This is a genomic window from Flindersiella endophytica (assembly GCF_054779015.1).
Map to the genome: position 1 here is coordinate 379,310 of NZ_BAAGYY010000023.1, position 20,884 is coordinate 400,193.

General features: G+C 67.7%; 16 protein-coding genes. 12 read left to right on the forward strand and 4 right to left on the reverse strand.

Annotated features, from left to right (window positions below):
* Positions 1-128: 128 nt before the first annotated feature.
* Positions 129-548 carry a DUF3592 domain-containing protein gene (locus ACYVF6_RS26100; RefSeq protein ID WP_460525551.1) on the forward strand — a complete coding sequence of 140 codons (420 nt, stop codon included), beginning with the start codon at positions 129-131 and terminating at the stop codon, positions 546-548.
* Between the two features lie 22 nt (positions 549-570).
* Here the strand turns inward: ACYVF6_RS26100 and ACYVF6_RS26105 are convergent, their stop codons facing one another.
* Positions 571-1,437: a hypothetical protein gene (locus tag ACYVF6_RS26105; protein WP_460525169.1), complete on the reverse strand. Its 867-nt coding sequence runs from the start codon at positions 1,435-1,437 to the stop codon at positions 571-573.
* A 1,137-nt stretch (positions 1,438-2,574) separates the two neighbouring features.
* Positions 2,575-3,774: an NUDIX domain-containing protein gene (locus ACYVF6_RS26110; protein ID WP_460525170.1), complete on the reverse strand. Its 1,200-nt coding sequence runs from the start codon at positions 3,772-3,774 to the stop codon at positions 2,575-2,577.
* 151 nt (positions 3,775-3,925) lie between these two features.
* Here ACYVF6_RS26110 and ACYVF6_RS26115 point away from each other — a divergent pair, with 151 nt between their 5' ends.
* The 5 genes from ACYVF6_RS26115 to ACYVF6_RS26135 all read left to right on the forward strand — a co-directional run bounded on the left by ACYVF6_RS26115 (position 3,926) and on the right by ACYVF6_RS26135 (position 9,531).
* Positions 3,926-4,720 (forward strand): hypothetical protein, encoded by a 795-nt coding sequence (locus ACYVF6_RS26115; protein WP_460525171.1) that lies wholly within the window; start codon positions 3,926-3,928, stop codon positions 4,718-4,720.
* A 21-nt stretch (positions 4,721-4,741) separates the two neighbouring features.
* Positions 4,742-6,544: a succinate dehydrogenase flavoprotein subunit gene (locus ACYVF6_RS26120; protein ID WP_460525172.1), complete on the forward strand. Its 1,803-nt coding sequence runs from the start codon at positions 4,742-4,744 to the stop codon at positions 6,542-6,544.
* The gene (locus ACYVF6_RS26125) at positions 6,544-7,308 is read left to right on the forward strand and encodes a succinate dehydrogenase/fumarate reductase iron-sulfur subunit (protein ID WP_460525173.1); all 765 of its coding nucleotides are present in this window, start codon (positions 6,544-6,546) and stop codon (positions 7,306-7,308) included. The genes ACYVF6_RS26120 and ACYVF6_RS26125 overlap by 1 nt, the downstream gene beginning before the upstream one ends.
* 258 nt (positions 7,309-7,566) lie before the next feature.
* A complete protein-coding gene (locus ACYVF6_RS26130; RefSeq protein WP_460525552.1) occupies positions 7,567-7,863 on the forward strand; it encodes a chorismate mutase in 297 nt (98 codons plus the stop codon).
* Positions 7,864-8,235: 372 nt separating this feature from the next.
* Positions 8,236-9,531 (forward strand): glycoside hydrolase family 27 protein, encoded by a 1,296-nt coding sequence (locus tag ACYVF6_RS26135; RefSeq protein WP_460525174.1) that lies wholly within the window; start codon positions 8,236-8,238, stop codon positions 9,529-9,531.
* On the opposite strand, the gene ACYVF6_RS26140 is transcribed toward ACYVF6_RS26135, so the two are convergent.
* On the reverse strand, positions 9,490-10,113 hold the full coding sequence (locus ACYVF6_RS26140; protein ID WP_460525175.1) for a class I SAM-dependent methyltransferase: 624 nt from the start codon (positions 10,111-10,113) through the stop codon (positions 9,490-9,492). The two genes, ACYVF6_RS26135 and ACYVF6_RS26140, sit on opposite strands and share 42 nt — an antisense overlap.
* Before the next feature lie 263 nt (positions 10,114-10,376).
* Between ACYVF6_RS26140 and ACYVF6_RS26145 the strand changes: the two genes are divergently transcribed.
* From ACYVF6_RS26145 to ACYVF6_RS26170, 6 genes are all read left to right on the forward strand, one after another.
* A complete protein-coding gene (locus ACYVF6_RS26145; protein WP_460525177.1) occupies positions 10,377-11,384 on the forward strand; it encodes a LacI family DNA-binding transcriptional regulator in 1,008 nt (335 codons plus the stop codon).
* A gap of 110 nt (positions 11,385-11,494) precedes the next feature.
* The gene (locus ACYVF6_RS26150) at positions 11,495-13,486 is read left to right on the forward strand and encodes a glycoside hydrolase family 31 protein (RefSeq protein WP_460525178.1); all 1,992 of its coding nucleotides are present in this window, start codon (positions 11,495-11,497) and stop codon (positions 13,484-13,486) included.
* A 2-nt stretch (positions 13,487-13,488) separates the two neighbouring features.
* On the forward strand, positions 13,489-16,101 hold the full coding sequence (locus ACYVF6_RS26155) for a glycoside hydrolase family 3 C-terminal domain-containing protein (RefSeq protein ID WP_460525553.1): 2,613 nt from the start codon (positions 13,489-13,491) through the stop codon (positions 16,099-16,101).
* 30 nt (positions 16,102-16,131) lie between these two features.
* Positions 16,132-17,796 carry a type 2 periplasmic-binding domain-containing protein gene (locus ACYVF6_RS26160; protein WP_460525179.1) on the forward strand — a complete coding sequence of 555 codons (1,665 nt, stop codon included), beginning with the start codon at positions 16,132-16,134 and terminating at the stop codon, positions 17,794-17,796.
* On the forward strand, positions 17,796-18,791 hold the full coding sequence (locus ACYVF6_RS26165; protein WP_460525180.1) for an ABC transporter permease: 996 nt from the start codon (positions 17,796-17,798) through the stop codon (positions 18,789-18,791). Before ACYVF6_RS26160 ends, ACYVF6_RS26165 begins: the two co-directional genes overlap by 1 nt.
* The gene (locus ACYVF6_RS26170) at positions 18,788-19,687 is read left to right on the forward strand and encodes a carbohydrate ABC transporter permease (RefSeq protein WP_460525181.1); all 900 of its coding nucleotides are present in this window, start codon (positions 18,788-18,790) and stop codon (positions 19,685-19,687) included. The genes ACYVF6_RS26165 and ACYVF6_RS26170 overlap by 4 nt, the downstream gene beginning before the upstream one ends.
* 184 nt (positions 19,688-19,871) lie before the next feature.
* On the opposite strand, the gene ACYVF6_RS26175 is transcribed toward ACYVF6_RS26170, so the two are convergent.
* Positions 19,872-20,861: an aldo/keto reductase gene (locus ACYVF6_RS26175; RefSeq protein ID WP_460525182.1), complete on the reverse strand. Its 990-nt coding sequence runs from the start codon at positions 20,859-20,861 to the stop codon at positions 19,872-19,874.
* Between the last annotated feature and the right edge of the window lie 23 nt (positions 20,862-20,884).

Consider the following 20,884-nt stretch of genomic DNA (forward strand, 5'->3'; position numbering starts at 1 on the left):
AGTCTGTCACTTCAGGCTTGCGTACTCCTCGGGCGGTCCACCGGAAATGGCGAAGTCGGTCCATGGCAGTGGGCTGGTACGGTCTTCGAGAACGTCATCCGAGTAAAGGGCGAGACGGCGTGGAACCAATGGAGATTCCGGGGTTCGTCGGAGCACCGCTCGGCCTGCTCTTCATCGCGATCCCCCTCGTCGCGGGGTCCGTCGTCACGGCTCGCATGGTGGGACGGCGGCGCAGTTGGACGCGCGTCACCGGGACCGTGACGAGCGTGAAGACGAAGCGGGCCGACAACGGTACGACCACCACCACCGTCCGGTACCGCTTCTCCGACGTGACGGGTGAGCAGCGCACAGGCACCGAAACCACCCTTCGTACGCCTCGGAAAGGCAAGCAGGTCGGGGTCATGTACAACCCTGACAATCCCGACGACAACGAACTGTCCTCGGTCGCCTACCTCGTACTCGTCCTGCCGCTCATGGCGGTGATGTGCGCCTTCGGCGTCTACTTGTTCCTGTCGGGATTGGCCGACCTGTCCGGCCGGGCCCAGTAACACCCTCGACAGACAGGCGGCGTCAGCCGTCGGTGGGGTCGTGGAGGTCCTGGTTGTGGAAGCGCTCGGCCGCCACGTGCGTGCCCAGCTCCCACCGGAGCTCCGGATGCTGGTGGTAGAACCGCAACGACCGGTAGACCAGCACCGAGTCGGCCGCCAGCGCGCTCACCGTCAACCGCCGGCGGCCTGCCGCACCAGAGCCACCGCCGAACATCCGGCCCGCGCTCGGCGGCAGCGGCCACCACAGCCACGTCCCCGACAGCACATGGCCGTCCGCGTCCGAATCGGAGGGGGATGCCACTTCGAGCTCGATCAGCGGTCCCGGCTTCGAGACGCTCCGCCGCCCGAATCGCAGGGCGTACGGTGCTCGCGCTCCCGCCCGGATTCCCGAGATGTGCTGCCACGGCAGGAAAACCGAATACAACCACCAGCGGTGGTATACCCCCTCCGACGTCAGCGCCAGCTTGCCACGCCAGCCCTGCACACCCCCGCCCCACAGCCGGCCGCGAAACGCCCGCACCAGCACGACCAAAGCCAGACCGAACAGCAGGAACGCGCCCGCGAACACCAGTACGTCATCAGCCCGCAGCGCTCGCAACGCCAGTGGTCCGAACGCCACGAGCGCCAGCAGCCAGAAGACTCGCACGCCGATCTCCACCGACCAGCGGTACGGAAACTCCGTCGCCCACTGCGTCAGTTCGTCGACATAACCGAGCCGAATCCCCCCACCTCGGGGAGAGTGCCCGAATTCGGCGACGACAATGCTGTCGGCCACCAGCGCGAGATTCAGCAACCCCACCAGAACGAACAGGAGAGCCGGCCCCAGCGCCCCGTCCAGCGCGTACCGGACGCCGACGATGCCCACGACGATGCCACCGAGCAGAACCACAGCGACCCCGGCGTACCACCACACATTAGGCCGGGACGGTCCTCCGGCTGGCCACGCCGGGTCACTCTCCGACATACCCAACCCTCACGCCGTAGTCGATGGCACCCATACTGCCGACAAACGTAGACGAACCACCGCAGACGCACAAGGCAAACAGAGACGAACGGCAGGCCCACCGAGGACACCTCGCCGGACGGCCCAAACGCTACACCGAAGGCAGTCCCAGCTGCTGCCGAACGAGGTCGAAGTACTGGTCGCCTCGGACCGCAACCGCGTTGGTCCCAAGGGCTTCCACCACGTCGGCCCATGACGAGGCCGATATCGGTCGGCGTCAGCTCCCACGCCGGGATCCCGACCGCGATGAACAACGGCTTCGACCCGTCGTGGTCGGTCCGCACCTGCCCCAGGATCCGCGACACCATCTCGTCGCGGTTGCCGATGCCGAGCTGTGACGACACCGGCAAGGTCTGGTCGGCGACCACCAGCTCGCTGCGCGTCCCCCACATGTTGAACACCACGCCCCGCAAGCCGAGCTCCCGGTTGAACGCCTCCGCCACGTTCTCCGGCGGAAGCGGTCCGTCGCCGAGCGCGTACAACACGTCAAGCCCGAGTTGGCGAAGGTACCGATCCCTGGACTCCCGCAGGAACGCCGGCAGCCGGTCGGCCGGCCACCTCGCCATCGGACCGAACCGTCACGTGGTTGACCGCCGGCCCCCAGCCGTCGGCCGGGAACGAGTCGGTGAATCGCAGATATACAGCCTCGCCGCCGAGGTACGGCGTGAGGTCGAGCTCGTGCACGGCCCGGTTCGAGGCGTCCCGGATCTGCCGACGCGACGTCGAGATGACGCGGCCTGGCGAACGTCGGCAGCTCCTGGCCACTCGGCCAGCGGATTCCCTCTGTGTCATCGCCTGCGAAGGCGGGTCTGGTGCCGACGGCGAACGCGGCGCCGACGCCCGCGACCGTTCCGAGCACATTTCGGCGAGAAGGCCTGTTCCAGCCAGCCATAGCTCCCCCTCCTGAAGCGTTGGATGCCATGGACGGTAATCAGGATCTGGCTGGAACAAAGGCTCAGCCGGACCGGATCCGGTCAGCGGTGGCGATACGTGCGACCCGCAGGCGATGCCTGCAATGACGGTTCATTCCCCGAGCGCGGTTTCGATTTCGGCGAAACGCGCCGCCAATGCCGCAACCGCTCTCTGATGTCCTTCCAGGTTCCCCGTCGAAAGCAGATTCCGCATTCCCGGATCGCCGGCAGCGGCGCCTTTTCGAATTCGTTCCACACCTGCGTTGACTCGCACCGGAATGTGCCGCAGGACCTCGGCCGCGGAACAGTCGCCGTACGCCGACACCTGCAGGCGCAGCTTGCGGGCAGCCTCGGCTGCGGAGACTTCGCCATCCCACAAGGAAAGGAAATGCCAGGCCGCGAACGCCAGGTCGTCGATCGGCTTGCCCGGTCCGGCGACGTCCCAGTCGAGCACGCCCGCGAGCCGCAGCTCGCCGGCCGGATCGGTGACCAGGACGTTGTACGGCGCGAGGTCGTTGTGACAGATCAGCTCATCGGACGCCAGCTCGCGCGAGTCGAGCCGCCAGACCGCATCCTTCGGCCGGAAGTCGCGCACCGCCTCGTGATACGCCGCCAGCCACCGCATCGCCTGCTCCAGCAAGGCGTCCGAGCGCGTCCAGGCCGGCCAGTCGTCGTTGCCGAACGTCTCGCCGGGTACGTACCTCAGCACTTCGCGCCCGAGCTCGTCGAACCCGAGCACCTCCGGGACGTACGGCAGGCCGGCCGCCCGGACGTGCGCCAGCAGCGCGTGCACGGCGGGAGTCCACGGCCCGGCCGGCCGGCGGACGGTGTCCCCGATCCGGACGGCGCCACCGACCCGGCCGCCGGCGAACCTCTCGCCTTCGTCCAACCGCGCCCGGACGGCCTCCACGATCGGCCGGTCACCCGGCAGCCAGTCGACGGAGTCGAGCTCGTCCGCCTCGAGCCAGCGGAGCTCGTCGTGATCCGACGACGAGTCCGGAAAGTTTGATAAGCCTTGCCTTAGCTGGGCGAAGTAGCACCGCAGCACCGCTCCACCAGGCAGCGGAACGTCCGGCCCGATGCGGTCCAGGACGTCGATGGTGACGCCGAGTTCTTCGTCACACTCGCGTATCAACGCATCGGCTTCGGCCTCACCCGGCTCGACCTTGCCACCAGGGAACTCCCACCGCCCGGCCAGCTCCGCGGGCCCGATCCGTCGCGCTGCAAGGGTTTTCCCGGCCCGTACGATCACGGCGCCGACGACGACGCGCACGGCATCGCGTTCCCCGCCTGGTTCCTGACTGACACCCATCGCACACAGTGTGTCGGACTCCACAGGCTTATGGGGCACCAGGCTCACATAGCCGGTCTAGGGTGCGAGTACGTTATGACACGCCGCAAGCACAGTGCGAGAGATCTGTGTCACATTGCCCGTGTCACATAACGACGAGAGGACGCCATAGATGGCCACAGGAGTACTGGGCCCAGGGCGCGCGCGGATTGAGCAGCGCACGCTTCGCCGTGACCGGTGGTGGATCTATCCCACTGTGACGTTCATCGGCTTTACCGCGTTCGTGGTCTATTCCACTTGGCGTGCATTCTCCGGTGCCGACTATTACTCGTCGCCCTATCTCTCGCCGTTCTATTCACCGTGTCTTTCCACTGCGTGCGTCGAAGGCGCCAGCGACTTCGGGCAGCCGATCAGTTTCCTGCCGGCGTGGTTTTCGCCGGCCCTCATCATTCTGATCTTCCCGCTGGGTTTCCGGTTGACGTGTTACTACTACCGGAAGTCCTACTATCGCGCGTTCTGGCAGTCGCCGACCGCGTGCTCTGTGGCCGAGCCGCACAAGAAGTACTCCGGTGAGACCCGCTTCCCGCTGATTCTGCAGAACGTCCACCGCTGGTTCTTCTACGCCGCCGCGCTGGTCGCCTGCATTCTCACCTACGACGCGGTTATCGCGTTCCGCAACGAGGATCACGAATGGGGCCACGCCGGCCTCGGCACGCTGATCCTCGTCGTCAACGTCGTGCTGATCTGGCTCTACACGCTCTCGTGCCACTCCTGCCGGCACGCGGTGGGTGGCCGGCTGCGCAACTTCGGCAAGCACCCGATCCGTTATCGCGCCTGGACGTTCGTCTCGAAGCTCAACGGCAACCACGGCAGTCTGGCCTGGGCTTCGCTGATCTCCGTCGCGGTCGCCGACTTCTATGTCTACCTTCTGGCGATCGGAGCCATCTCCGATGTCCGGTTCTTCTGACGAGCAAGAGGTGTTGTTCGCATGACAGAGTTCGAACGCCACTCGTACGACGTCATCGTCGTGGGCGCCGGCGGCTCCGGGCTACGCGCGGCGATCGCCGCACAGGACGCGGGCGCACGTACCGCGATCGTGTGCAAGTCGCTGCTGGGCAAGGCGCACACGGTGATGGCGGAGGGCGGCGCGGCCGCTGCGATGGGGAACCTCTACCCCGAAGACAACTGGCGAGTGCACTTCCGCGACACCATGCGTGGCGGGAAGATGCTCAACAACTGGCGGATGGCGCAGCTGCACGCGCAGGAGGCGCCCGACCGCGTGCTGGAGCTCGAGGAGTGGGGCGCGCTGTTCGACCGCACGCCCGACGGGCTGATCTCGCAGCGCGACTTCGGCGGCCACCGTTACGCGCGGCTCGCGCACGTCGGTGACCGTACCGGCCTGGAGATGATCCGCACCCTGCAGCAGCGCGCGGTCGCCATGGGCATCGACGTCTACATGGAATGCACCATTACCGAGATCCTCAAAGAGGGCGAGAAGGTCTCCGGTGCGTTCGGCTACTGGCGCGAGAGCGGCCGGTTCGTCGTCTTCGAGGCGCCGGCGATCGTGCTGGCAACCGGCGGCATCGGCAAGTCGTTCAAGGTGACGTCCAACTCCTGGGAGTACACCGGCGACGGCCACGCGCTCGCGTTGCAGGCCGGCGCATCGCTGCTCAACATGGAGTTCGTGCAGTTCCACCCGACCGGCATGGTGTGGCCGCTGTCGGTGCGGGGCCTGCTCGTCACGGAGTCCGTCCGCGGTGACGGCGGCATCCTGAAGAACTCCGAGGGCAAGCGGTTCATGTTCGACTACATCCCGGAGTTCTTCAAGGCGGAGACGGCCGACACGATCGAAGAGGCCGACGGCTGGTACACCGACAAGAAGAACAACCGCCGCCCACCTGAGCTGCTGCCGCGTGACGAGGTGGCCCGCGCGATCAACTCGGAGGTCAAGGCCGGCCGCGGCACGCCGCACGGTGGCGTTTATCTCGACATCGCGTCGCGCCGGTCGGCGGACTACATCATGCGGCGGCTGCCGTCGATGTACCACCAGTTCAAGGAGCTGGCGAACGTCGACATCACCAAGGAGCCGATGGAGATCGGCCCGACCTGCCACTACGTCATGGGCGGTGTCGAGGTCGATCCCGACACCGGCGAGTCGAGGATCGAGGGCCTGTACGCCGCGGGCGAGGTGTCCGGCGGCATGCACGGCGCCAACCGGCTCGGCGGCAACTCGCTGTCCGACCTGATCGTGTTCGGCCGGCGCGCCGGGCTCAACGCGGCCTATTACGCCGCGCGGGTCAAGCAGGCTTCGCCGGTCGCGGTCGACGAGGACCAGATCTCGGCGGCTGCCGAGGCGGCGCTCGGCCCGTTCTCCGAGGAGGGTGGCGAAAACCCCTACGACGTGCAGAAGGATCTCCAGGAGATCATGCACAACCTCGTCGGAATCATCCGTAAGTCCGAAGAGCTCTCGAACGCCCTGGAGGAGATCCAGAAGCTCAAGGAACGCGCGGCGAAGCTGACGGTCGAGGGCAACCGCCAGTACAACCCCGGCTGGCACCTCTCGCTCGACCTGCAGAACATGCTGCTGGTGTCGGAGTGCATCGCGAAGGCCGCACTGGAGCGTAAGGAAAGCCGTGGCGGGCACACCCGCGACGACTATCCGATGACCGACCCTGAATGGGGCACCAAGAACATCGTGCTGCGCTTGCAGAACGGTGAAGTCGACCTGTCCACACAGCCGTTGCCGGAGATGCCGGACGAGCTCAAGGTCTTGTTCGAGGAGCAGCACTGATGGGATACGACCTCTCGATGAGGGTTTGGCGTGGGTCCGACGAGGGCGGCGCGCTGCAGGACTTCACGGTCGAAGTCGACGAGGGCGAGGTCGTCCTCGACGCGATCCACCGGCTGCAGGCGACGCAGGCGGGCGATCTGGCCGTACGCTGGAACTGCAAGGCGGGCAAGTGCGGCTCGTGCAGCGCCGAGATCAACGGCCGGCCGCGGCTGATGTGCATGACCCGGCTGTCCGACTTCGAACCGACCGAAACGATCACGGTCACACCGATGCGGACGTTCCCCATCATCAAGGACCTCGTGACCGACGTCTCGTTCAACTACGAGAAGGCCAAGCAGGTCCCGGCGTTCAAACCAGGTCCCGCCGACGCCGACGGCAAGCGGCGCATGATGCAGGTCGATGTCGAGCGCGGGCAGGAGTTCCGCAAGTGCATCGAGTGCTTCATGTGCAACAACGTCTGCCACGTGGTGCGTGACCACGAGGAGAACAAGCCCGCGTTCGCCGGGCCGCGGTTCTTCCTGCGGTACGCCGAGCTCGACATGCACCCGCTCGACACCAACGACCGGCGCAAGCTGGCGCAGGACGCCGCGGGGCTGGGCATGTGCAACATCACCAAGTGCTGCACCGAGGTCTGCCCCGAGCACATCAAGATCACCGACAACGCGATCATCCCGATGAAGGAACGCGTCGTCGACCGTAAGTTCGACCCGCTGGTGTGGCTCGGCTCCAAGATCCTCCGCCGCGACCAGCGCGAAGAGGTCTGAGAGCACTCCTCCTCTTCTGGCGTCGAGTCCGCCCTCGTCCGGTCGTTGTCGGAGGGGGCGGACTCGCGTGTGCTGGAAGGTTTCGAACAGCCACCTGCCGTGGTGTTGACCGACAGGGCGTCCTCACTGCACGTGGTCCCGTCGTTCCACAGCACGCAGCCGGTCCTCACGATGACTGCGACCCGGCGGAACGAGAAGATCGGAAGCCCTGGCAGGATCAGGCAGGTGAGCGACCAACACAACGAGCCGAACTCGGGGATCGACGGCGAGGTAAAAGCCGAGCTGACGCGCCTCCGCAACAGCATCGACAACCTCGACGCCGCGTTGATCCACCTGCTCGCGGAACGGTTCAAGTGCACCCAGGAAGTCGGCCGGCTCAAGGCCAGGCACAGCCTGCCCCCCGCTGACCCCTCACGGGAGGCCGTGCAGATCGCCCGGCTACGCCGCCTGGCAGAAGACGCTCACCTGGACCCCGAGTTCGCCGAGAAGTTCCTGGCCTTCATCATCGACGAAGTCCTCCGCCACCACGAGGCGATCGCCCGCGGTCACAGGTAGCCGCCGCCCACCCCAAGCGCCGCCGCAGATCTCGCCAGACCTCGCGCTCGCCAGCCCTTCCGCAGCGTCGAGGCCGTCGACGCTCTTGCGGAGCTGCGCCAGCTCGGCTCACAACGAGCCAGCGACGTCACGCAGCACCTGGGAGCCCGCCGCCGCACCCCGCGGGTCGATCGCGCACACGCGGATCCGGTCCCGTCCGGTTCGCACGCGAGCAGTCTCGCCGCGCTCGGCGGCGCCCGGCTGAACACGAGATGAACCGTCGCCCGCGCCCACTTCGCCGACAACCACCGACGTAGCCACGGCCCGCGAGCCGATGGCTGAAACCGGTCCGTCCATCGGCCGGCCGCACTCCGCCGCGTTACGTTGTGCGGCATGACGCTCGCACCGACGCCGCCGATGGGCTGGAACAGCTGGGACTGCTTCGGTCCCTCCGTAACGGAGGCGGAGGTACGGGCGAACGCGGAGTTCATGGCGCGGCACCTGGCCGAGTTCGGCTGGGAGTACGTCGTCGTCGACATCCAGTGGTACGAGCCGGCCGCGCGCGGTGGCGGGTACAACGCGCACGCGCAACTCGTCCTTGACGAGGATGGCCTGCCGCAACCGGCGGTCAACCGCTTCCCGTCGGCGGCCGGTGGGGCCGGCTTCAAGCCGCTGGCCGACTTCGTACACGGCCTCGGGCTGAAGCTCGGCGTCCACATCATGCGCGGAATCCCCCGGCAGGCGGTCGACGCGAAGCTGCCGATCCTCGGCACCGAGTGGACCGCCGACCAGGTGGCTGACCAGGTGAACGACTGCACGTGGTGCACCGACAACTACGGCCTCGACCACTCGCACCCTGGCGCGCAGGCCTACTACGACAGCCTGCTCGCGCAGTTCGCCCGCTGGGAGCTCGACTTCGTCAAGGCCGACGACATGATCGGCCCGTTCCACCAGGCCGAGGTGGAGGCGTTCAGCCGTGCCGTCGGCAGGTGCGGACGCCCGATCGTGCTCAGCCTGTCGCCGGGCGTCGACGTCACCCCAACGCTGGCCGAGCCGCTGGCCGCCGCCGCGCAGATGTGGCGGATCTCCAACGACCTGTGGGACGACTGGAAGCAGCTGCGCGCGCAGTTCGACCGGCTGGCGGCCTGGGCGCCGTACGCCCGCCCCGGCGCCTGGCCGGACGCCGACATGCTGCCGATCGGCCACGTCGGCATCCGGGCCGAGGTCGGCAAGGACCGCACGAGCAACCTCAGCCTGGACGAGCAGCGCACCATGCTGACGCTGTGGTGCATCGCCCGCTCGCCTCTCATGATGGGCGGCGACCTGCCGACCACCGCACCCGAGACGATCGCGCTGCTCACCAACCCGGACGTACTGGCCGTACTGAACAACAGCAGCGGCGCCCGCCGGATCCTCGACGACGACGAGACGATCGTCTGGACCGCCCAGGGCGAGTCCGGGCAGACCTACGTCGCACTCTTCAATCTGGCCGACAGTGAACGAGCGATCCGCCTGCCGTGGCAGCGGCTCGAGCTGGCCGAGCCCGAGCAGGTAAGGGATCTCTGGGCCCGCGCCGACCGCGAGACCATCGCCGAGCTGGCCGCCGAGCTGGCCGCCGAGCTGGCCGTCGACCTGCCCGCACACGGCTCAGCCCTGTTCTCCGTCCGCCAGAACCCGGCGCGCGTGTAGCGACAACCAGTCGCGGTACGAGCTGGCGCGACTCACCTGCTCCACGACGAACCCCACGCCGGCCAGTTGCCGGGTCAGCTCCGGCTCGCGGTGGTTGGTGAACCACCGCCGCTCCGACGACCCGTAGTTCGACGCGACCTCGAAACCCTCACCGTCCCCCTCAGCGACCGACAGGTACAGCCGTCCCCCGGGACGGACGACTCGGCCGAACTCCCCGAGCACCGCCGGCACCTCGGACCGTGGGATGTGCAGCAACGCCGCCTGGCACCACAGCGCGTCCACGCAGGCCGTACGCAGTGGCAGCCATCGCATGTCGCCCCGGAGCACGCCGCCCAGACCTCCCGCAGCCAGCTGCCCCAGCGAGCGGTCGATCCCGAACGCCCGGAAGCCGAGCGACCGCAGCAACCCGACCTCCCGCCCGGGCCCGCACCCCACGTCGACGACGACGGCTCCCGGCGCCAGGCCGCTGGTCAGCACTGCCGCGTCCGCCGCCAGCTGCGGGTGGACGGTGGAGTTGACCTGTGCGTACGTAGCGGCGATCACGTCATAGGTCCGCTGGGTCTCCGCGATGGGTTCAGGCATGTTCGCGAGGTTAGCCCGTGTCCGGAAACGGTCATCCGAACTGACAGCGGACGGCTCTACGCTGGTCACACGGCGCAAGCCTCGGGAGCGCTCCCACGCGGACGGACAACAGATCTCCGGAATGGGTTGCGCGCCCCCACGTCGGGGTTTACTCTCCCGAAACAACATCGAACCGCTTCGACACCCACGCGAGCGGCAGACATCGAACGCGACACCACAAGACAGCGGAAGCAGCAATCCAGACATCGAGCCCGGAGGCGGACGTGGCCAAGATCAAGGATGTTGCACGGCATGCGAATGTGTCGGTGAGCACCGTTTCATATGTGCTGTCCGGCAAACGACCGATCTCTCAGGAGACTCGCGAACGGGTGTACGAGAGCATCCGGATTCTCGGTTACCAGCCGCACGCCGGCGCGAGAGCCCTGGCCAGCAAGCGAACCAATGTCGTCGCGCTGATGATGCCCTTGCACAGCGGCGTTTACGTTCCCGTGGTGATGCAGTTCGTCACCGCGGTCGTCACCCGCGCTCGCGAGGTCGACCACGACGTGCTCGTCCTCACCAAGGACGAGGGCGAGGACGGCCTGCACCGCGTGCAGGAACGCAGCCTCGCCGACGCGATGATCGTGATGGACGTCGAGATGCACGACGTCCGGCTGCCGTTCCTTCGTACGCTGCACACGCCCGCCGTACTGATCGGCTTCCCGGAGGAGGCCAGCGGCCTCACCTGCGTCGACCTCGACTTCGCCGCCGCCGGCGCCGCGTGCGTCGACCACCTCGCCGACCTGGGGCACACCTGCGTCGGCCTGGTTGGCAGCCCGTACGTCGTTTACCAGCGAGAAACCGGTTTCGCGACCCGAGTGGCCTCCGGCATCCGGATGGCCGCCCGCAGGCGTGGGATCAGCACCTCGACGCATCCGTGCGACCCCACACCTGACGGCGTTCGGCAAGCGGTTGCCGACCTGCTCGGCCAGCACCCCGGCATGACCGGCCTGATCGTGCACAACGAGGCCGTCATCGAGACGCTGCTCGCCGCGCTGCGCGAACGCGGCCGCCGCGTGCCCGAGGACATCTCGGTCGTCGCGATCGGCCCGAAGGACCTCGCCAGAAGGTTCGACCTGACGGCCGTCGAGCTTCCCGCACAGGAGATCGGCCGGCGCGCGGTCGACCTCGCGATGGCCCAGCTCGAGGAGGCGTCCGTACCCGCGGCGACCCTGCTCGCACCCCGGCTGACGGTAAGAGGCAGCACCATCTCGCGCAACGGCAGAGGCTGAGCGAGGCAACCATGTCCACACCCTCGACAACCCCTTGTCCTGCTCGTCGAAACGTTTCGACAACGTTCGACACGGCCCACTGAGCTGACGCTGACCGAATGGAGACCCGGGTGAGTGACTTCGAAGAGCTCGATGGCGGACTGACCTGGTCCGGACACGGCGAAGCCGTCCGCGTCGAGGCCTGGGGACCCGACAGCATCCGCGTCCGGGCGGCCAGGCCGAGGGTGTTCGACGGCATCCCGGGCGCACTGCTCGACCGGCCGGCCGAGCGCGGCGAGGTGAAGATCTCCGAGGAGCAGGCCAGCGTCACCAACGGCCTGATCCGCGCCGAGCTCTCGACGGCAGGCGAGCTGCGCTTCGTCCGCACCGACACCGACGAGGAGCTCCTCGCCGAGGAGAAGGCGCACTTCTGGTGGCCCGGCACCCGCCTCTATCTCGCGAACGGCAACGGCTACCACCGCATCGAGCAGCGCTTCAAGGCGTACCAAGGCGAGAAGCTCTACGGCCTCGGCCAGCACCAGCACGGCCTGCTGGACCAGAAGGGCGCGGTTGTCGAGCTGCTGCAGCGCAACTCCGAGGTCACCATCCCGTTCCTGTTCTCCAACCGGGGTTACGGCCTGCTCTGGAACAGCCCCGCGATCGGCCGCACCGAGCTCGCCGTCAACGGCACGCGCTGGGTCGCCGACAGTGCCCGGCAGCTCGACTACTGGATCACCACCGGCGAGCGCCCGGCCGACGTGATGGCGCACTATGCCGGAGTAACCGGTTTCTCACCGATGCTCCCGGATTGGGGAACCGGGTTCTGGCAGAGCAAGCTGCGCTACCGCACCCAAGACGAGCTGCTGGCGGTCGCCCGCGAGTACAAGGAACGCGGCCTCCCCCTCGACGTCATCGTCTGCGACTTCTTCCACTGGACGCACCTCGGCGAGTGGCGCTTCGACCCGGCCGAGTGGCCCGATCCCCAGGCCATGGTCGACGAGCTGACAGAGATGGGCGTCAAGCTCATGGTCAGCGTCTGGCCGTCGGTGAGCCCGCTCAGCGAGAACTACGACGAGATGCTGGCCCGTGGCTTCTTCGTCGCCACCGAGCAGGGCCCGCCCGTCCACGCCGACTGGGCCGACAAGGGCGTCGACGCGCAGGTCCAGGTCTCGTTCTACGACTCGACGAACCCGGCCGCCCGCCGCTTCGTCTGGGACGAAGTACGCCGGCACTACCACGATCTCGGCATCAAGATCTGGTGGCTGGACGCCTGCGAGCCCGAGCTCAAGCCCGGCCACTCCCAGAACCTGCTCTACCATGCGGGTCCCGGCCTCGAGGTCGGCAACCTCTATCCCCGCGAGAACGCCCGCGCCTTCTACGAGGGCATGCGCGACGCCGGCGAGACCGACGTCGTGACGCTCAACCGATCGGCGTGGGCCGGCAGCCAGCGCTACGGCGCGGCCCTGTGGTCGGGCGACATCCCGGCGACGTTCGAGTCGCTGCGCGACCAGGTACGCGCCGGCCTCAACGTCGCGCTGTCCGGAATCCCCTGGTGGACAACGGATATCGGCGGCTTCCACGGCGGCGACCCGGACTCGGAGTACTTCCGCGAGCTGATCGTGCGCTGGTTCCAGTACGGCGTGTTCTGCCCGCTGTTCCGCCTGCACGGCGACCGCGAGCCACAGATGCCCCTCACGCCGAAACGCACCGGCGGGCCCAACGAGGTCTGGTCGTACGGCGAGCCGGCGTACGACATCCTGCGCGAGCAGCTCTTCCTGCGCGAGCGCTTGCGTCCGTACGTCCGCGAGCAGATGAAGGCAGCCCACGAAACCGGTCTCCCACCGATGCGGCCGGTGTTCTTCGACTTCCCGGACGATCCGACGGCCTGGGAAGCCGATGACGAGTTCCTGTTCGGCCCGGACCTGCTGGTCGCACCCGTACTGGAGTTCGGTGCGCGCGGCCGCCGGGTCTACCTGCCGGAGGGCGCGGCCTGGACCGATGGCTGGACCAACGAGGTCCGTCAGGGCGGAGCCACGGTCGAGGTCGACGCACCGATCGAACGCATACCGGTCTTCCTGCGTGACGGCGCCGAGCTCCCGTTGCGCGACGGAGGCCGGCTGTGACCATGCCGAATCCTGATGAGCAACGGGTGGAGGAGATCCTCGGGCAGCTGACACTCGAGGAGAAGATCGGCCTGCTGCACCAGCACCAGCCGGCGATCGAACGGCGGGGCCTGCCGGAGTTCCACACCGGCCAGGAAGGGCTGCACGGCCTCGCCTGGTCGGGCGAGGCGACGGTGTTCCCGCAGGCGATCGGGCTCGGCAGCACGTGGAACCCGGAGCTCGTACGCGCGATCGGCGTCGCGGTCGGCCGCGAGATCCGGGCCTGCCATCACAGCGACCGGCCGCAGGTCGGCCTGAACGTCTGGGCACCCGTCGTCGACCTGCTCCGCGATCCGCGGGCGGGCCGCAACGAGGAGGGCTACTCCGAGGATCCCTACCTCACCGGCGTGCTGTCGACTGCTTACTGCGAAGGCCTCTCGCACGAGAACGCGACAGCGCCCACGCTGAAGCACTTCCTCGCCTACAACAACGAGCACGAACGGGTGACGACCTCCTCGGACGTGCGGCCGCGGCTGCTGCATGAGTACTACCTCCGCGCGTTCGAGCCGGCGATCCGGTCGGGCGCCGCCAAGGCCGTGATGCTGTCCTACAACCTGGTCAACGGCCGGCCGAACCACGTCAGCCCATACATCACAGAGGTCCTACGCACCTGGTCGCCCGACCTCGTCGTGGTCAGTGACGCGTTCGCGCCCACCAACCTCGCCGAGGAGCAGGGCTACTTCGAGACGCACGAGGAGTCACACGCCGCCGCTCTCCACGCCGGTCTGGACTCCTTCACCGACCGCGGCGACGACCCGGCGTTCACGACGACGACCCTGCGGAACGCGCTCCACAAGGGCTTGCTCGACGAGAGCACGATCGATGCCGCGGTACGCCGGCTGCTGCGGATGCGCCTGCACCTGGATACGATTGTTCAACAAGAGAACAAGAGAGCAAGTCAACAACTCTACAAGAGTCATGATCACCAGGCGCTTGCGAGAGAAGCCGTCCGGCAGTCGATCGTTCTGCTCAACAACGACGCCGTGCTCCCACTCGACGCCACCCACCTGGGCTCAGTCGCCGTCCTCGGTCCGCTGGCCGACGACTGCCTCACCGACTGGTACAGCGGCACGCTCCCCTACGCCGTCACTCCGCTCGACGCCCTGCGTAGCCGGCTGGGCGACGACCACGTGAGCCACCACGCCGGCGTCGACCAGGTACGGTTCCGGATCGGCGAGCAGTCCTTCGAGCTCGACGCCTACGACTGGGGCGACGGCGTGCTGGCGTTCCGGGCGAAGGACGGCAGGGTCCTCACCCGCAAGGAGTCCGGCGACCTGGTCGCCGACCAGGACCAGCCGAACGGCTGGGTCGTCCACGAGACGTTCCGGCTGCACGGCACCGACTGGCTCGAGCATCTCGCGACCGAGACGCCTTACCCGATTAACGATTTCGAGCTCGTGGAAGACGGCGTGACAGCTGCGGCCGAGGTCGCGCGCCAGGCCGACGTCGCGATCGTCGTGGTCGGCAACCATCCGATGGTCGGCGCTCGCGAGACCGCCGACCGTTCGCACCTCGACCTCCCCACCAGGCAGTTCGAGCTCGTGAAGGCCGTGCTGGCGCACAACCCGCGCACCGTGCTCGTCGTCGAGAGCAGCTATCCCTACGCGCTGGACTGGGCGGACGTTCCGGCCAGCCTGTGGCTGTCGCACGGTGGCCAGGAGATCGGCAACGGGCTCGCCGACGTCCTGCTCGGCGACGTCTCGCCCAGCGGCCGGCTCACCCAGACCTGGCTGGGCTCCAGCGCCGAACTGGAAGCGATCGGCGGCATCGGCGAGTACGACATCATCGAGACCGGCCGAACGTACCTTTACCAGTACTCGCAGCCGCTGTACGCGTTCGGACACGGCCTGAGCTACACGCGGTTCTCCTACGCCGGCCTGCGCTGGGCCGGCGGTGCGGCGACCGTCACGGTCACCAACGCCGGCGATCGAGCCGCGGCCGAGGTCGTGCAGTTCTACGTCCGCCGCGCCTCGCCGTCGAACGTTCGCTATCCCGCCAAACGTCTCGCCGGCTCCCGCCGGATCGAGCTGCTGCCGGGCGAGACCGCAGAGGTGAGCGTCGACCTCGAAAGCGACGCGCTCGCGCACTGGGACGTCCGGCAGCACCGCTTCGTCGTCGAGACAGGGACCTACGAACTGCTCGCCGGCGGCTCCTCCGCCAACCTGCCGGTCGCCGTGACCGCCCAGATCGACGGCGAACCGCTCCCCCCACGCGACGCGACCCAGCCGATCGCGGCCGTCGACTTCGACGCCCAGGCCGGTGTTCGCTTCGTACCCCGGACGCCGCTGGTCGGTGATGCCCTGACCGTCCCGGCCAGCGGCTGGATTTGCTTCCACGACGTGGATTTCGCCACGGCTGCAACCACGTTCGTCGTGTCCGGACGCTTCTGCGATCACAGCCGCATGGAGCTCCGGCTCGGCGATCTGACCGGTGAGCCCCTGGCCACCATCGAGGGCTCCGCCCCTGACAGCTCGACCACCATCCGTACCTCCATCCCGGCCACCACCGGGCAGCACGACCTGTATCTGAGCCTCGCTGGCGGGGCGCGGATCTCCCAGTTCTGGTTCGAAGTCTGACTTTGAAACAAGAAGAGGTGCACAGCCACCATGAGCCACCAGCCCAGCGACGTCAGCCGTCGCACGCTTCTCGGCGCTCTCGCCGCCGGCGCGGGAACCCTCGTGAGCGCGCCGATCCTGTCCGGCTGCGGATCGGACTCCGGCAAGACCGCGGCCAAGCCCAACCCCAAGGGCGCGATCCGCGAACAGGAGAAGCTGACGACCGTCCCGAAGTTCGTCAACGCGGAGTACGTCAAGCCCGAGCTCGCGTCCACCGGTGATGTCGCGCCCGGCTATCTCGCGTATCCCCGCGAGCTCGTCGCGACCGTCACCGGCAAGCCAGGTAAGGGCAGCACGTTCAAGGCGATGACGCCCGCCTGGTGGCCGATCCCACCCGGCCTGGACAAGAACGACTACTACAAAGCGGTGAACGCCGAGATCGGCAGCACGTTCCAGTTCACCATCATCAACGGCAACGACTACGGCACGAAGATCGCCGCGACGCTGGCGTCGAAGCGGGTGCCGGACATCATGCAGGTGCCGGTCTGGAACCGCCCGCAGGACTTCTCCTCCGCGATCGTCCCCGCGCTGTTCGAGGACCTGACCGGCTACCTCGGCAAGGACATCTCGAAGAAATGGCCGAACCTCGCCAACCTGCCGACCAAGTCGTGGCAGGCCTGTGTGTTCGGCGGACGGCTGTTCGGGCTGCCGTTCCCCGGCGGCGGCATCTCCGACGGCCTGTTCTATCGCTCCGACATCTTCAAGCAGCTCGGCGTCGAGCCGCCCAAGACGGCCGACGACTGGTTCGCGCTGTGCAAGGAGGTCAACGACCCCAAGGGCAAGCGATGGGCGTGCGGCACGGTGTTCGCGGAGATCCGCCGGATGTACGGCATCCCCGCCAACTGGATGCGCCGTGACGGCAAGCTGGTGAACGTCATCGAGACCGAGGAATACGTCGACGCGCTGGAGTTCAACCGCAAGCTGTTCGCCGCGGGCTACGTCCACCCGACGGTCGTCGGCGGCGGCTGGGACGTCAAACCGCTGTTCGAGAGCGGCCAGATGCTGATGTACATGGACGGTGTGGGCGCCTGGCACGAAGCGCTCGAACGGCAGCGGCCGAGCAACCCCGGCTTCGTGATGGAGCTGTTCCCGCCGTTCTCCGCCGACGGAACGACCAAGCCGGTCTACACCCGCGGCGGTGCGGCGCGCATGCAGTCGTACATCAAGAAGGGTACGCCGAAGGACCAGGTCGAGGAGCTGCTCGGCGCGATGAACTACATCGCCGCGCCGTTCGGCACCAAGGAGTACGATCTGATCACCTACGGCCCCGAGGGCAAGACGCACACGCGCGACGCCAACGGCGTTCCCGCGCTGAACGACAAGGGCAAGCAGCAGGTGACGTTCACCTACGGCTTCCTGATCGGGCGGCCGTCGTTCATCTCCGAACCGCCGTACCCCGACTACGTCAAGGACTTCTACGCCTGGCAGCAGGCGACGGCACCGTACCTCATCGACGACCTGCTGGACGGGCTGAACGTCGAGGAGCCGCCGAAGTTCCAGACGCTGCAGCAGCCGCTGACCGACAAGGAGGCCGACATCTCGCGCGGCCGCGCGAAGGTCGGTGACTGGACGGCCGCGGTCGCCAACTGGCGCAAGCGCGGCGGCGACGAGCTGCGCGACTTCTACGACGAGAACCTCAAGAAGATCGGGCGTTGATGCTCGACGAAGCCACCCGGACCGAGCCGGCGGAGCAGGGACGGCCGCCGGCTCGGCCGCGCAAACGTTCGGCTGCTCTTCCCCGGGTTCCGCTGCGGGCGCGGCTGCGGCGGGACTGGGCGCTGCTGGTGATGGTCGCGCCGACGCTCGCGCTGCTGGGTCTCTTTCACTACTTTCCCCTGCTGGGGAACGTGATCGCGTTCCAGGACTACTCGCCGTACATCGGCATCGTGAACAGCCCGTTCAACGGACTCGAGAACTTCCAGCGGCTGATCGACAACCCCGACTTCTGGAACGCGACGCGCAACACGCTGGCAATCACGGGATTCCAGCTGGTGTTCTACTTTCCGCTGCCGATCCTGCTCGCGCTGTTGCTGAACTCCGTGCTGAGCTCGCGCGTGCGGGGCTTCATCCAGGCGATCGTCTACCTGCCGCACTTCTTCTCCTGGGTGCTGGTCGTCACGCTGTTCCAGCAGATGCTCGGTGGTGCGGGGCTGCTGAACACGTTCCTGCGTTCGCGTGGCTGGGAGCCGTTCGACATCATGACGAACCCGGACACGTTCATCGGGCTGTTGACGGTGCAGGCGGTCTGGAAGGACGCGGGCTGGGGCACGATCATCTTCCTGGCGGCGCTCTCGACCGTGGATCCGAACCTGTACGAAGCCTCCGCCGTCGACGGCGCCGGGCGGTGGCGCCGGCTGTGGCATGTGACCTTGCCGGCGTTGCGTCCGGTGATCGTGCTGTTGCTCATCCTGCGGTTGGGCGACGCGCTGACTGTCGGCTTCGAGCAGATCCTGTTGCAGCGGGACGCGGTGGGGACCGGGTCGGCCGAGGTGCTCGACACCTACGTCTACTTCACCGGCGTCGTCGCGGGCGACTGGGGTTATGGAGCCGCGGCCGGACTGATCAAGGGCTTGGTCGGGCTGGTGCTCGTCCTCGCCGCGAACCGGCTCGCGCATGCCGTTGGGGAACAAGGAGTGTATTCGAGGCGATGACTACTCGCGCAGTGTGGGAGGAACGGCCGACGGCTGCCGGGCAGACCGGCAAGTCCTTCGTGCTAGGCGCCGTCGTGCTGGCCGTGCTGGTGCCGCTGTGGGTCGTGTTGCTGACCAGCTTGTCGACCGAGAAGACCATCACCTCCGCAGGGGGCTTGGTGTTGGTGCCGGGCGAGATCTCGTTCCGGGCGTACGAGGAGATCCTGTCCGGCGGCGTGGTGACGCGGGCATTGCTGGTGAGCCTCGGGATCACGTTCGTGGGAACGTCGTTGAGCGTTTCGCTGACCGCGCTGGCGGCCTACGGCCTGTCGCGGCCGGGGTCGGTGGGGCACCGGCCGATCCTGCTGATCGTGCTGCTGACGTTCCTGTTCGCGCCCGGGCTGATCCCGACGTACCTCACCGTGCAGTCGCTGGGTTTGCTCAACACGTATTGGGCTCTGATCCTGCCTGGGGCGGTGTGGGCGTTCAACCTGGTCGTGTTGCGGTCGTTCTTCATGGGGATTCCGCGGGAGCTCCTGGAGAGCGCACGCATCGACGGCGCGGGAGACTTCCGCATCCTGCTGACGATCGTGCTGCCACTGTCGAAGGCGGCGGTGGCGGTGATCGCGTTGTTCTACGGGGTCGGCTACTGGAACGCGTGGTTCAACGCCCTGCTCTACCTCGACGACAACACGATGTATCCGCTGTCGTTGTTCATGCGCAACTACGTCCTGCAGGGCGAGCCGATTCCAGGCGTCGAGGCGAGCGAGACCAGCAGCCTGGGCGAAGGGCCGGTGCCGAGCCTGGCCATCAAGATGGCCGTGGTGGCGATCGCGACGATTCCGGTGATGTTCGTGTATCCGTTCGTCCAGCGGCACTTCACCAAGGGCGTCATCATCGGCGCGATCAAGGGCTGAAGCCTGCCTGTGAGCTGACCAAGGAGCCGGCGTCGGGTCCACGCAGAGCTCGAGCAGCGGCAGCTCTCCTTGTCAGGCCAGATCCGTCGCACGCTGGAGTTTCTGGCGAGTTCCGGTGCGCGGCATATCGGTCACGGTCGCATCGGTGTCCGAGAACGGACACCGATGCGGAGGCGTTCGTTTCCTAGAGGCCGACCATCGCCATGCCGGCGGGGTTGTAGCGGTCCCCCTGGACGCCGACCCGGGCGGCGAGCGCGTCGAGGTCGGCGATCTCGTCGGCGGAGAGTGCGAGCTGGGTCGCGCCGGCGTTCTCGTCGATCCGACCGCGGCGGCGGGTCCCGGGAATCGGTGCGATCCACGGGTGCTGGGCCAGCAACCAGGCCAGCGCGATCTGGCCCGGCGTGCACTGCTTGGCCTCGGCGAGGGCGCGGACGTGGTTCAGCAACGCCTCGTTGGCGCGGAGGTTCTCGGCCTCGAACCGCGGGACCCTGGTACGGATGTCGCCGGCCGAGAACTCCGTGGTCGTACCCACGGTGCCGGTGAGGAAGCCCTTGCCGAGCGGGCTGAACGGCACGAACCCGATGCCGAGCTCCGCGCAGGCCGGCAGCACCTCCGGCTCGGGGTCGCGCGTCCACAGGGAGTACTCACTCTGGACCGCGGTGACCGGGTGGACGGCGTGGGCGCGGCGAATGGTGGCCGCGCCGGCCTCGGAGAGCCCGAAGTGGCGTACCTTGCCGGCCTCCACGAGCTCGCCGACCGTTCCGGCGACGTCCTCGATGGGCACGTCGGGGTCGACCCGGTGCTGGTAGAAGAGGTCGATCACGTCGATCCCGAGCCGGCGCAGCGACTCGTCGGCGACCCGCCGGATCTGCTCGGGCCTGGAGTTGGTGCCGCGCATCTGCCCGTCCTGGATGTCCCAGCCGAACTTGGTCGCGATCACGACCCGGTCGCGCACCGGGCCGAGCGCCTCGCCGACGAGCTCCTCGTTGACGTACGGCCCGTACACCTCGGCGGTGTCGAAGAAGGTGACGCCCGCCTCCTCGACGGCGTACCGGATCACCCCGATCATCTCGTCCCGATCGCCTGGGTTGGGGCCGTAGCTCTGGGACATGCCCATGCAGCCGAGGCCGATCGCGGAGACCTCCAGCTGCTGACCGAGCGTTCGTGTATGCATACGTGAGACGTTAGAGCCGGAAC

Coding starts and splice junctions, on each gene's coding strand:
- ACYVF6_RS26100 (WP_460525551.1), top strand. CDS start 129: ATGGAGATTCCGGGGTTCGTCGGAGCACCGCTCGGCCTGCTCTTCATC.
- ACYVF6_RS26110 (WP_460525170.1), bottom strand. CDS start 3,774: ATGGGTGTCAGTCAGGAACCAGGCGGGGAACGCGATGCCGTGCGCGTC.
- ACYVF6_RS26115 (WP_460525171.1), top strand. CDS start 3,926: ATGGCCACAGGAGTACTGGGCCCAGGGCGCGCGCGGATTGAGCAGCGC.
- ACYVF6_RS26120 (WP_460525172.1), top strand. CDS start 4,742: ATGACAGAGTTCGAACGCCACTCGTACGACGTCATCGTCGTGGGCGCC.
- ACYVF6_RS26125 (WP_460525173.1), top strand. CDS start 6,544: ATGGGATACGACCTCTCGATGAGGGTTTGGCGTGGGTCCGACGAGGGC.
- ACYVF6_RS26135 (WP_460525174.1), top strand. CDS start 8,236: ATGACGCTCGCACCGACGCCGCCGATGGGCTGGAACAGCTGGGACTGC.
- ACYVF6_RS26140 (WP_460525175.1), bottom strand. CDS start 10,113: ATGCCTGAACCCATCGCGGAGACCCAGCGGACCTATGACGTGATCGCC.
- ACYVF6_RS26155 (WP_460525553.1), top strand. CDS start 13,489: ATGCCGAATCCTGATGAGCAACGGGTGGAGGAGATCCTCGGGCAGCTG.
- ACYVF6_RS26160 (WP_460525179.1), top strand. CDS start 16,132: ATGAGCCACCAGCCCAGCGACGTCAGCCGTCGCACGCTTCTCGGCGCT.
- ACYVF6_RS26165 (WP_460525180.1), top strand. CDS start 17,796: ATGCTCGACGAAGCCACCCGGACCGAGCCGGCGGAGCAGGGACGGCCG.
- ACYVF6_RS26170 (WP_460525181.1), top strand. CDS start 18,788: ATGACTACTCGCGCAGTGTGGGAGGAACGGCCGACGGCTGCCGGGCAG.
- ACYVF6_RS26175 (WP_460525182.1), bottom strand. CDS start 20,861: ATGCATACACGAACGCTCGGTCAGCAGCTGGAGGTCTCCGCGATCGGC.